This is a genomic window from Burkholderia sp. WAC0059, assembly GCF_002870125.1.
Taxonomy (GTDB): Bacteria; Pseudomonadota; Gammaproteobacteria; order Burkholderiales; family Burkholderiaceae; genus Paraburkholderia.
Map to the genome: position 1 here is coordinate 35410 of NZ_PNEO01000008.1, position 11859 is coordinate 47268.

12 protein-coding genes are annotated in these 11859 nt (G+C 59.8%); 6 read left to right on the forward strand and 6 right to left on the reverse strand.

What is annotated here, in order from left to right:
• Positions 1-264: 264 nt before the first annotated feature.
• A complete protein-coding gene (locus tag CY652_RS09900) occupies positions 265-1170 on the forward strand; it encodes a pirin family protein (protein WP_102130537.1) in 906 nt (301 codons plus the stop codon).
• Positions 1171-1433: 263 nt separating this feature from the next.
• Here CY652_RS09900 and CY652_RS09905 read toward each other — a convergent pair whose 3' ends face one another.
• The 4 genes from CY652_RS09905 to CY652_RS09925 form a co-directional block, all read right to left on the reverse strand.
• Positions 1434-2489: an alkene reductase gene (locus tag CY652_RS09905; protein WP_102130538.1), complete on the reverse strand. Its 1056-nt coding sequence runs from the start codon at positions 2487-2489 to the stop codon at positions 1434-1436.
• Positions 2490-2595: 106 nt separating this feature from the next.
• Positions 2596-3540, reverse strand: a complete 945-nt coding sequence (locus CY652_RS09910; protein WP_102130539.1) for an NAD(P)-dependent oxidoreductase — start codon at positions 3538-3540, stop codon at positions 2596-2598.
• Between the two features lie 1363 nt (positions 3541-4903).
• Positions 4904-5701: an SDR family NAD(P)-dependent oxidoreductase gene (locus CY652_RS09920; protein WP_102130541.1), complete on the reverse strand. Its 798-nt coding sequence runs from the start codon at positions 5699-5701 to the stop codon at positions 4904-4906.
• A gap of 30 nt (positions 5702-5731) precedes the next feature.
• The gene (locus CY652_RS09925) at positions 5732-6478 is read right to left on the reverse strand and encodes an SDR family oxidoreductase (protein ID WP_374703647.1); all 747 of its coding nucleotides are present in this window, start codon (positions 6476-6478) and stop codon (positions 5732-5734) included.
• A gap of 66 nt (positions 6479-6544) precedes the next feature.
• On the opposite strand from CY652_RS09925, the gene CY652_RS09930 reads away from it, so the two are divergent.
• The 5 genes from CY652_RS09930 (at position 6545) to CY652_RS09950 (ending at position 11173) form a co-directional block, all read left to right on the forward strand.
• Positions 6545-7468 carry a LysR family transcriptional regulator gene (locus CY652_RS09930; protein WP_102130697.1) on the forward strand — a complete coding sequence of 308 codons (924 nt, stop codon included), beginning with the start codon at positions 6545-6547 and terminating at the stop codon, positions 7466-7468.
• A 266-nt stretch (positions 7469-7734) separates the two neighbouring features.
• Complete coding sequence (locus tag CY652_RS09935) at positions 7735-8421, forward strand: MFS transporter (RefSeq protein ID WP_258002262.1); 687 nt, start codon at positions 7735-7737, stop codon at positions 8419-8421.
• Positions 8422-9294: 873 nt separating this feature from the next.
• The gene (locus CY652_RS09940) at positions 9295-9744 is read left to right on the forward strand and encodes a hypothetical protein (protein ID WP_102130698.1); all 450 of its coding nucleotides are present in this window, start codon (positions 9295-9297) and stop codon (positions 9742-9744) included.
• Between the two features lie 9 nt (positions 9745-9753).
• Positions 9754-10458 carry a nucleotide-binding protein gene (locus tag CY652_RS09945; RefSeq protein ID WP_180970511.1) on the forward strand — a complete coding sequence of 235 codons (705 nt, stop codon included), beginning with the start codon at positions 9754-9756 and terminating at the stop codon, positions 10456-10458.
• The gene (locus tag CY652_RS09950) at positions 10451-11173 is read left to right on the forward strand and encodes a hypothetical protein (RefSeq protein ID WP_102130543.1); all 723 of its coding nucleotides are present in this window, start codon (positions 10451-10453) and stop codon (positions 11171-11173) included. The genes CY652_RS09945 and CY652_RS09950 overlap by 8 nt, the downstream gene beginning before the upstream one ends.
• Positions 11174-11216: 43 nt before the next feature.
• Here CY652_RS09950 and CY652_RS09955 read toward each other — a convergent pair whose 3' ends face one another.
• Together CY652_RS09955 and CY652_RS09960 are read right to left on the reverse strand one after the other, a co-directional pair.
• On the reverse strand, positions 11217-11414 hold the full coding sequence (locus tag CY652_RS09955) for a DUF6900 domain-containing protein (protein WP_102130700.1): 198 nt from the start codon (positions 11412-11414) through the stop codon (positions 11217-11219).
• A 176-nt stretch (positions 11415-11590) separates the two neighbouring features.
• Positions 11591-11830 (reverse strand): hypothetical protein, encoded by a 240-nt coding sequence (locus tag CY652_RS09960; RefSeq protein ID WP_102130544.1) that lies wholly within the window; start codon positions 11828-11830, stop codon positions 11591-11593.
• Between the last annotated feature and the right edge of the window lie 29 nt (positions 11831-11859).

An 11859-nucleotide genomic window follows, 5' to 3' on the forward strand; every position in this document is an offset into this window, starting at 1 on the left:
ACCGCTTGATCATCGGCAGTGAGCACCTCCACTGTGCTTTCACGCGACCACCAGAGCTGGTGCGAGGTCGGAAATGGTGCTTGGCGGCATAACCCTGCACAGAGAATACAACCGGATCGGCACTGGTCTGGGAAACGCTTACGCGACTATCTCACCGTCGCAACGAAGCGTCTCAAGGAATGGAGTTGCCGGGCAACCGTATTCCTTCATAATTTACGTATCTGAACGTTAAATCTATCCCCCTTCACAGGGCAAGGAGCAATCATGCCATACACGACGAAGACTGAAGCCGTCCTCAAACGCAAGGTCAACGGTATATTCCGGGGTGCCAGTTTTAACTGGATCGGGGACGGTTTTCGTGTCTCCAATTATTTTCCGTCGGGCCACAACTTTGCGCATCGGATCAGTCCGTTTCTTCTGTTCGACTACCATGCCCCCTACGTGCATGCTCCAACGAGCCAGTCGGATCGTGGGGTAGGCTCACATCCTCACCGTGGGTTCGAAACGGTGACTCTAGCTTGGCAGGGGAGCATTGCGCACCACGACAGCGCAGGAAATTCAGGCGTGATTGGTCCGGGCGATGTCCAATGGATGACCGCTGGATCGGGGATTCTGCATAAGGAATATCACGAAGTTGGTTACGCCCGGACCGGTGGTCCGATGCATATGGCACAGATCTGGGTCAATCTCCCAAGCTGGGCAAAAATGACTGCTCCGAAGTATCAGGGGGTTGTCGACGCGGATATCACTCGGGTTGTGCTACCGGACGATGCAGGTTTCGTACGTGTCATTGCCGGGGAATTCGACGGCGTTAAGGGCCCGGTGCAGACGTTCACCCCGCTCAATATGTTTGATATCCGCCTGAATGCCTGCGGGCGCGCTGAATTCGCGTTTCCAGCTGGACAGAATACCGGGCTGATGGTGATCGACGGCAAGGTTGTGATCAATGGCGAGACCGCTGCACAAGCGCTCGATTTCGCTTTGTTCGATAACGAAGGTGAGCGAATACTTGTCGAAGCATCGGCTGACGCGCATCTGCTATTGCTTAATGGTGAGCCGATCAACGAACCCGTCGTGCAGCACGGACCATTTGTTATGAACACTGAGCAGGAGATTCGCCAGGCAATCGCCGATTTCAACAGCGGAAAATTCGGAGATATGGGCGACTGATGGTGCGGCAGAACGAGGTGGAAGATGTTGATCCCGGACGCTGTTTGTTGACGATGCGGACGGTCTGATGAACAGGTTATATGCCGGATAGCGACATTAACACACAGAGTAGACGTTCTTCTGTTTGGAAAAAACGTCACTGGTAGACTTCCGGAAAGCTTGATAAAGCGACGCGAAGGTCAGTCGGGATCTTTGAAACCGACCGCCGCCGAGATATCTGATGCTCTGGCCGATTGTCGGTTTCCCTGCACCTTTCAGTGCCCTCAGGCTTCGACCGATGGATAGTCGACGTATCCATTTTCCCCGCCGACGTAGAAAGTCTCAGGCTGCGGTTGATTAAGCGGTAGGTTAAGCTTGAAACGTTGGGGCAAGTCCGGGTTTGCGATAAACAGTTTCCCCCACGCGGCTGCGTCAGCTTCGTCGGCGTCAAGTAACTGTTGAGCTGTCTCGGGGGTCAGCTTTTCGTTAACGATGTAGGTTCCACCGAAAGCTTCCTTCAGTTGCGGCCCAAGTCGGTCGTCCGCAACAAATTCGCGTGCGAAAATGAACGCCAGCTTGCGTTTGCCGAGTTCACGTGCCACGTAATGGAACGTCGCCACCGGGTTGGAATCTCCCATGCCGTGCGTGTCACCGCGCGGCGCAAGATGCATCCCAACGCGTCCGGCGCCCCACACCGAAATGCAAGCATCGGCGACTTCCAGCATTAGTCGGGCACGGTTTTCGATAGACCCGCCGTATGCGTCGTCCCGATGGTTCGAGCTGTCCTGCAAGAACTGATCAAGCAGATAGCCATTAGCACCATGTATTTCGATGCCATCGAATCCTGCGGCAAGAGCACGTTCCGCTCCCTGCCGGTAGGCAGCGACGATCCCGGGAATCTCTTCAAGTTCCAGCGCACGGGGTGTCGCGAATGGCCGTTGTGGCCGCAAGAGACTTACATTGCCATGCGCAGCAATTGCGGTTGGTGCGACGGGGAGCTCGCCGTTCAGGAAGACTGGATCGGAGATGCGACCAACATGCCACAGCTGCGAGAAAATCCGTCCACCTGCCGAATGTACCGCTTCGGTCACCGCCTTCCAGCCTGCTGTCTGCTCGTCGGACCATATGCCGGGTGTATTCGCATAACCGACGCCCATGGGTGTTACGGATGTTGCTTCACTGATGATCAGGCCAGCGGATGCCCGCGAGGCATAATAGGTCGCCATTAATGCATTCGGAACACGCGTGTCGTCAGCGCGCGCGCGGGTCATCGGTGCCATGACAATGCGATTGGGCAAGGTCAGATCGCCGACACAAAGTGGATCAAACAGAGTTGGCATAATGTGTTCACCTCATTTGCGGGCTCCAGCCCGGCCGAAAAATCGTGATGAGAGACAGTACAACGGGTTGGGAGGGCACTGCAGCTCACATGCGCGGCAGCTTGAATTAGGCGGGCGGCTCGCTGTCTTTGGGACGATTTTCGTCTGCGAGTTTGAGCCCTGACGATTGAGCCTGGAGTAGTAGCAAAGCAGAAAAATCGCAGTCTATGTGCCCATGATTGATCAGCGTTTGCACGAAGTGTCGAGTGGTCGAAGCTAGTTGCATGGGAACGTCAAGGTTATCCGCGAGGTCGAGACCGAGATCCATGTCCTTACGCATCAATGGTGCGGTGAACGTCGTCGAGAAGTCGAGACCGATCCAGGATGGCGTCTTTGCCCGCGTATAGGTCGAACCCAAAGCGCTATGGTTCAGGAACTCAAGGAATGCCGGTCTCGCAAGCCCCGCCTTCTCGGCGAGAACGACTACTTCGGCCAGAGACTGAGTTAAGACACCTAACCATACGTTGTGGCAGATCTTCGCGATTCTCGCGAGCTCGCCGGTACCAACATAGGTGGCCTGCCTGGCGATGTTCAGAAGGGCCGGACGTTGGAGATCAAAATCAGACTTCAGCCCCGAGACCACGAAGCTGGCATTACCCGCTTCGACAACACCTGGATTGCCGCTGATCGGTGAGGCTAACATGCTGATGTTATGCTGATGAAGTACCTCCCGGAGCTTGGCGGAGGCATCGACGGAAATGCTCGAGCACTCGATAACTGTTCGGACAGATAGATCCGGTCCGGCAAGCAGTCCACCGCCCCCAGTGAACACATCCATGACGGCGTCGTCGGTCGAAAGCATAGTAAAGACGAGGTCACACGACGCCAGCTCAGATAGACTTTCGACTACTCTTGCGCCATATTCGGCAAGTGGCTCCGCCTTTTCCCGCGAGCGGTTATATACGCTCAGGTTTGAGCCGGCCATGATCAGTCTTTTTGCCATCGCGTACCCCATTCGCCCGGTGCCGACCCATCCGATGTGAGGAGATTTTTGACTGGGTTGTGATGTCATATCTGCCACGTTATCCTCGCACGAAGACGCCGCGCCGTTCGGGGGACTTGCCGATGCTGCGGCGAACCCCACTCTCCCATGATGGCGGTACGGCGATAAATCAGATTTCCAACTTTTGCCTGTCGCGTCCTTTGCCTCTCTGGTGGATGATGGCGACCGGCCTAGCGGATCGCTGGATTGTGTTGTGTTCGATAAGCACAATGGGAGTGTGTAATCTTGACCATAAGTGCGTTGTCAACCGCGCAATTCGCATCTGGCCGATTATGGAGAAAGGTGACCTTTCCATAAGGAAAACGGCGCGCATGCCCCGAAAACACGACGGTTCCAAAACTCGATTCGCCCGAGTCACTCCGGATGGTTTGGCATACATAGGAATGTGCGTAGGTCGTACCGTCAGTTGCTGTTGTCAGAACAGTCGTTGCTGCCGGTAGATAAATCCTTCGCATATTCATGCTGTGTCTCCTATGTCTTGCCGTAGATTTCTATCTGCGTGCAGTACAGTCGATTGAGAATTGATGCTGGAACTGGTCAGCGATTTGGGGCTGATTGGGCATAGCAGCAGGCAGGTCTCAAACTTAGTGTTGTACTGTTTCCCGTGAGCAAGATAGGGTGGCTGCCGGAATGACAACAGTATGAGCATCGAGGCGGACCTGGATACAGTGAGAGCCTACGCAGATTCTGGATTTTCTTTAACAAAAACTGTCGGACATATGGATTTCTAACACCACCTGGACTAGAGCGTAAGCAATGTATTGTCGACGGGCGGTGCGATAGCTTGTGGCTTGAGGTTCTCCCAGTTTTTCGCCTTCCAGATGCTTCGGGTTATGCAGCCGCATCCCTTGTCCATTGAGCCACAGGCCAGTCTTGCATGAACTGGGATGCTTATCTCGTGTCCTTGATCGTGGCCCGAACGTCTCAGGAGGATCTTCTTCACCATCTGGCGTCGTTACCGGGTCTCAACGGAGAGGATGGAGGCGACGCCCAGAACGTCGCCTACCGGGCGGACGATCCGGAGGCAAACAGGATTTACCAGGAATTGAAGCGTGCCCGCGGAGAGGCTTGAAGCGGCGTGGCATGCCGGGCAGCCGTCGGTTAGCAGGTGATTCTGCTCTGATGGTGGACTCTGGATTCTGGGATGGGTAGCTGACCGGTCAGGCAGGTCGACTCGCTTTTCCCGATGCCGCTTACCGATGGTGAGTCGGGATTCGAACCGTCTTTCGGCGGGTTGGAATCGGGAATCTGGCCGTCCCGGACAGTGGAAAAACGGGTCTTTTTTGATATGGGTAGAAGTATGGGTAGTGGAAATGTGTTTTACCAGAGCCTTACTGGTAAAGGGTTTCCGGGCGATTTGGCGTCCTCCGTCTCAGATGATGTCGTCGATCACGCCGCCATCCACCCGTAGTGCGGCGCCGGAGGTGGCGGATGCCTGTGGCGAACAGACGTAGACGACCATGCTGGCGACCTCGTCGACGTTGGCGGTACGCTGGATGACGGAACTGGGCCGGTTGGCCATCACGAATTCTCGTGCCAGTTCCTCGAGCGGTTTGCCGGTGCGCGCGACTTCGTCTTTCATCATGTCGGCGAAGCCATCCGAGAGGGTCGGGCCGGGCAACACCGCGTTGACCGTGACCCCGCTGCCGGCGACGCGTTTGGCGAGGCCGCGCGAGAGCGCCAGCTGTGAGGTCTTGGAGACGCCATAGTGGATCATGTCGGCAGGGATGTTGCGCGCCGATTCCGACGAAATGAACACCACCCGGCCCCAGCCGCGCGACACCATCCCCGGCAGCAGCGCGCGCGACAGGCGTACGCCCGACATCACGTTGGTCTGCCAGTAACGCTCCCACGTGGCGTCGTCGGTGTCGAAGAAGTCCTGGGGGCCGTAGATGCCGGCGTTGTTCACCAGAATGTCCACTGCTACAGGCGCGGCGTCCAGTATGGCTTGCACACCCGCGGCATCGCCCAGATCCGCGACGATACCGTCGAGTTGCGCATGCGGCAGCGTACCCAGCAGCTTCTCCTTCGCTTTCGTAACCGAGACCTCGCTGCGGCCGTTCAGTATGACGCGGGCGCCGGCGCTGGCGAGGCCGGCGGCAATCGCGTAGCCGATGCCACCGGTGGATGCGGTGACCAGGGCAGTTTTGCCGGAAAGATCGATCTTCATGGGGTATTCCGTGATGGCGATGTGTTGGGATCAGGCAATGGCGCCGCCACCGTCGACCAGCACGGTCGACCCGGTGGCGTAGGGCGTGGTCGCAAGGAACAGCACGGCATTCGCGATGTCCCGTGGCTGCCCAGTTACACGGGCGGGCAGCGTGCTGGCGGCGTTGTCGTACATGGCCTGGCGCGCGGTATCGTCGAGGCCATCCCATAGCGGGGTGGCAATCATGCCGGGCGACACGGTGTTGACGCGGACCTTCGATGGGGCGAGTTCGAGCGCGAGGCCACGACCGAGCGATTCCAGTGCGGCGTTGATCGCGCCCTGCAGGACCCACTTACCCGGCCGCACACTCAGAAATCCCGAGACGAAGGTCAGGGTACCGCGCTCGTTGATCCGGACGGCGCGTGCCACTCGGTAGGCCCCCCAGAACTTGCTGTCCATCGCGGCATAGGCGGCTTCCAGTGGCAGTTCGCGAACCGGTCCGCCTGCGGTTTGCGCAGCGCTCACGACAGCGTGGTCGTAGCTGGAGGCACCCGCAAAAAACGTTTCTACCGCTTTGCCATCCGTCGTGTCGAGTACGGCAGTGGCGACGCCATGGCCGATCCGGGCGGCCGCGGCGTCAAGCTTCGCTTGGTTGCGTGACGCAATAGTGACGTGCGCACCGGCTTCGGCAAAGGCCAGGGCCGTGGCTTCACCAATGCCGGAGCTGCCGCCGACGATCAGCACCTGTGTTCCTTTGAGTTGCGACATGGCGAATTCCTCCAGATTGAAACGAATCATTGTCATGCCAGGGCAGATTTGATGAAATGGAAATGTTACGAAATCACTCTTTCCACGGCGTTGACAATGAACGGCATCGACGATCTGCCCGGACTCCGGGTTTTCGAGCGGGTGGTGGCACTGGGCAGCCTGACAGCGGCGGCGGCTGAACTGGGGTTATCGCTGGCGGTGGTCAGCAAGCGTCTGGCCGGCTTCGAGCAGCGGCTCGGCGTGCGGCTGGTCAACCGCAGTACACGGCGGCTGGCCGTCACCGATGAGGGAAAGCAGCTGTACCCACACGCGCTGCGAATCGTCAATGAGCTGGAGCAGGCTACCGACACATTGTCGCGTCAGCGCGAGGAAATTTCCGGTGTGCTCAGGGTGACCGCACCGAACAGCTTCGGTCGTCGTCGCCTGGTGCCGCTGCTGGCCGATTTCGTGGTCTTGTATCCGCAACTGCGGATACAGCTGCATTTGAGCGACGATGTTGTCGATCTGATGACCGGTGGTTTTGATCTCGCCATCCGTTACGGCGAACTGCGCGATTCGCGGATGGTCGCACGGGTGCTGGCACAGAACCGGCGGATACTGTGCGCTTCACCCGACTATCTCGAACGGCGCGGGCAACCGCAGCATCTGTCAGACCTCGAACATCACGACTGCATCCTGATCGGATCCGCACCAATGACCGAGTGGCGCTTTGGTGGCGAAGGCAGAACCCGACCGGTGAGGGTCACTGCCCGCATTGCGTGCAACGATGGCGAGGCTGTTCACGCGATGGCGCTGCAAGGCATGGGCATTGTATTGAAGTCGATCTGGGATGTGGCGGAGGATCTCGAGAGTGGACGTCTGCTTCAGGTATTGCCGCGGCATGCGGTGTCGGCCGCGCCATTGAATGCCGTCTACCTGAACGGACATCACCTGGCCCCTCGGGTGCGCGCGTTCATCGATTTTCTGGTCGTGCGTTTGAAGCTCTCCCACGCGGCAGGTTTAGCTGATGTAGCGGCGTAGCCACGCGGATCATGGGCCATTACGAACCAAAAGGATAGAACGTTAGTTCTCCAATGGACGCTGTCGGTCACTACTTCACTCGAATTGGCATACACCCATTGGGCCTTATAACCTACCGAGGTTGAAGGGAGCGGGGCGATTCCCGCGCAGACCATGCGCAACGCCCGGACGTGGGCGGTGTCGTTCGCTTGTCAGCGACCCTCGGGCTGCTGGTTTATCCGCTAATCGAGGGGCGCGAGGCGGGTTGGCCTGCGTGGACGCTACTCATGCTGGCGGCCTCGCCGCTAGCCCTGCTGGCCTTTGTGCGCTACGAGCGCCGACTGGCGCATCGCGGCGGCGCGCCTCTCGTCGATCTAAGCCTGTTCCGTGAGCTGGGGTTGTCCATCGGTGTGGGGATGGCGCTGCTGTACTACATGTTGTCTTCCTTCTACTTGACCTTCTCGGTCTATCTGCAAGACGGCTTGCATCTGACACCGCTTGATGCGGGGCTGCGCACGCTGCCCTTTGCGATTGGCTACTTCGTGGCGTCGTTTGCCGCGGCGCACTTCATGCATTGGCTGGGGCCGCGTGCCTTGACACTGGGTTTTGCCGTGCGGGTGCTTGGATTCGGAAGCGTGATTGGGGCGATGATGGCCGCGCGTCCGACGTTTGTTGGAATGGGCTTGCTCGTCGCTGGTGTGGGCTACGGCATTGTGATGCCATCGGTAATCAAGGCCGTGATCGGCGGCATCGAACCGCGCCATGCAGGACTGGCTTCGGGCATTGTCATTTCGACTTTTCAGATCGGAGCGACTCTTGGCGTTGCGATTATTGGGGGAGTCTTCTACGGCAACCTCGGCGCAGGTCATGATGTAGTTGCTTATACACGCGCCTTTGTCGTTGCATTGAGCTGTACCGTAGCTCTTTTGACCGTTGGCGGAATACTGTCATTCAGGCTACCACGCGTTCACTGAATCTGAGTTGGCACCGTAACCTGACACGATGGATCTACGCCATCTGCGGTGTTTCTTGCCCGAGGTCGAATGACGGCAGTCGTCGCGCCGCGCGCGAAGCCATGTGCGTTCGCTTCGTCGTCGCCTGAGCGGAGGCGGCAATGGCGTGATTTTGCATTGGACGTTGGAACCGCACAGGTGCATTTGCGCGCATGGCGCCCAAAACCGGCGGTAGCCTATCCTGCCATCCCATGTTTTCGGTGTGTTTTTTGTCGCCCGGAGTAAACGTCGCGCGCAGGGGTTTCCGCGCTGGCGTAAACATCTGGTCAGGCCCTGTCGTACCGCGTGCGTTACCCGTGCGAACGCCGCGCGTCATGGTCCCCCGTCCGGAGTAAACCGGCTGCGTACACCCGTGCGTCAAAACTGCGTACCCGCGTGCGTCAAGTGTGCGTACCCGTTGACCTGTTGTGTGCGTTAACGCTGCGTCTCACGAAGCGCATCGTCTGCCGCAAACAGTACGAACGATATGCGTTGATCGGGCGTACCGGAATGCGTGGTGATGCGCAGCCACGGGAGAATGCCGTGTGCAACAGAAGCGCGTCGCGGTGAGAAGTGCTGCGCCTGCACGGCGTATCTGCTGTTCAGGTCAGTGTGCTGTCCGGTGCGCAGGCGATGCGAATCCGGTGCGTTATGCCGGTGAACCTGGATGTGCCATCGGGAAAGCGTCGCGTGCGTACCACATGCACAAAAAAATGCGTTGTTCTCCCGGGTACCCCTGAGTTCCATGCTGTTCTCACGGGCGTCCATCACGCGCAAAAGTGGTGTTGACGAGCGTGTTTCGCGTGCGCACGATAGGGCTATGGCGGTGCGTACCGAATGCGCGGGAGGATGACGATGCCTGTTGCGAAGGTCTACACGAAATCGCAATGGGATGCGTTTGCCCGCGCACTGGATGCGCTGCCGGAGAAACCAGATGAGGAACGCTGTGTCACGGTGCGCGATGCGATGCGCGATGTGCGTGCGCATGTTCGCGCGGCTCAGGTCAAGGGCTATACGCTGGAGCAGATTGCCGAGCAGGCACAGCAACACGGACTCGATCTCACGGCAGGGACGATCCGGTACGCCCTGCGAGGAACTGGCAAGGGCAGCGGTGCCGGGGCGGGCACACGCACATCAGGCGCGCGAGCGGCAGGGCAGGCAGGCGGCCCGGCGGCCCGCCCGCCCGACGCACCGCCGCGCACGAATCAGGTCCGCAAGGATGGGGGAAAGACGGTAACCAGACAACCCGCGCCGGTGCAGGGCACGCTTGGCTTTGCCATCCGGCCCGACACCGACGATCTGTAGGGAGTCGCCATGAACGCGACAGTGGACACGACAGTCAATCCCATCTATCTCGTCGCCGGCGGCAAGGGCGGTGTTGGCAAGAGCGTGATCGCTCTCGCGCTCGTGGATAACCTCCAGCGCCGGGGCATGAAGACCGTGCTGGTGGAAACCGACACGTCGAACCCGGACGTGATGCGGGCGGTCCACGACGAGATAGGGTGTGCATCGTTCGATCTGGACACGGCGGGTGGCTGGATCGATATGGTGAACTACTGCGATGCAAACCGTGATGCGGTTGTGGTGGTCAGCACGGCGGCGCGCAATCAGGAAGGGGTTGCGCGATACGGCGCGACCCTGAGCAGTACGCTCGATGAACTGGGGCGGCGGCTCGTTGTGTTCTGGGTCATCAACCGGCAGCGCGACAGTCTCGAACTGCTGCGGCAGTTCAGCGAGACCTTCCCGGATGCGACCACGCATGTGGTGCGCAACGGCTACTACGGTGCGCCTGAACGCTTCGTGCTGTATCAGGATTCGAAGCTGCGCAGGAGCATTGAGGCGAAGGGGAAGTCGCTGGATTTTCCCGAACTGGCTGACCGTGTTGCGGATGACCTGCGCAGCCAGCGGCTGTCGGTACGCAAGGCGGTTGAGACGATGCCCATCGGCCAGCGCGCGGAGCTGCTGCGCTGGCGGACGTGCTACGACGCGATGTTCGTGCAGGTGACGGGCGATGGCTGAGCGGCGTTCGCGGCGTGGCCGCCCGGCCGATCCGCTTGCGCGGCTCTTTCGCGAAGTGAGCGGCGAACAGCCGGACGATGCGAGCCTGCTGCGCATGCGCCGGGTGTCGGCCGCGCTCAACCTGCGTGACAACGATGCGCTGTGGTCGGTACTGGCAGTGCTCGAATACTACGTGCGCCTCTACGAAGCGATGCCGGAGCGCATCCGGCAGGCGGGTGTGGGCGGCATTGACGCGGCACGGGCCGAAGCGCACGCGGCGACCCAGGCACTGATGGCGCAGCACCGCGAGGCTCTGGCACGCTGCAAGGAAACGATCACCATCGCAGAGAAGATGACTGCCGAACATCAGGCGCGCTACCGGGCGGCGCTCGCGGCGCTGAACGAGGAGGCGCTGGCGGTGCTCACGCAGCGCGCGGCGGACCGGATCGCGCGGGCTGCCGGAAACCGGCTTGTCGGGGTAACGGCTATTGCGGCACGTGAGCAGCGGCAACGGCTTGACACAGCGCTGGCGTCATTTGAGCGGATCGCCATGCGGCGGTTCGTGCGGGCGTGCTATGGGCTGGTGGCGGGTGGGCTGGTCGTAATGCTGCTGGCGGCAGGCGCGGGCGGGCTGGCAGGGTGGTGGGCAGGCACTCATTGGGAGCGGGCAGACGGTGCGTCGTCTGCCCTGACGGGTTACCTCTCGTCGGTGCAGTCTTCCACCAAGCCGAAATGAATCCCGGCGCGCACCACGCAGGGTGGGCCGTGCGGGATCGCGGTCAAGCTCGACCGGCCTTCGCGTCGGCGACTCCTGCCAGCCAGGCCGCTTCGAGTGCCTCCCTGATTGACCAGACCGCTAGATCGTAGAAGTCGAGCCGGTCGGAGTTGCGCGTTTCGAGGGTTTCCAGGCCGAATATCCGGGCGGCGATTTCAGCGATCTGCTGTCTTGCATGATCGGGTACGTCAGGCGTTTTCATGGTCGTCTCCCTGTCGGGTTGCGATGACATCATTCACGCGCTGTTCTGCGCGAACATCAAGCGTTTTCGTTGACGCGGCGATCCGCAGGATCGAAGTGCGTCATGGGTGAGTTATCTCCAGAATGGGCGGATACCCGGCTGACACGGGCGAACGGTGTGCCGTCCGCCCGCGCGGGTTACGTGTGCTTGACGTCGAGGTAGGCGACCACCTCATGGAGCCTGCGCGCTGCGGCGTCGTTGGGATCGAAGGCGATCATCGGTCTTTCATAGCCTTCATCCTCGGCACGGGCGAGCGCCATGTCGTAGTGCAAGCCGTGCATGTACTGCGTGTCGGTGACGTCCGCGAAAGTCAGGAAAAAGTCGGGCGATCCTTCGGCGTTGGTGGCGAGGACGACCATGCGGATATGGTTGAACATGGTGGATTCTCCGGAAAGTGAGAGCAGGC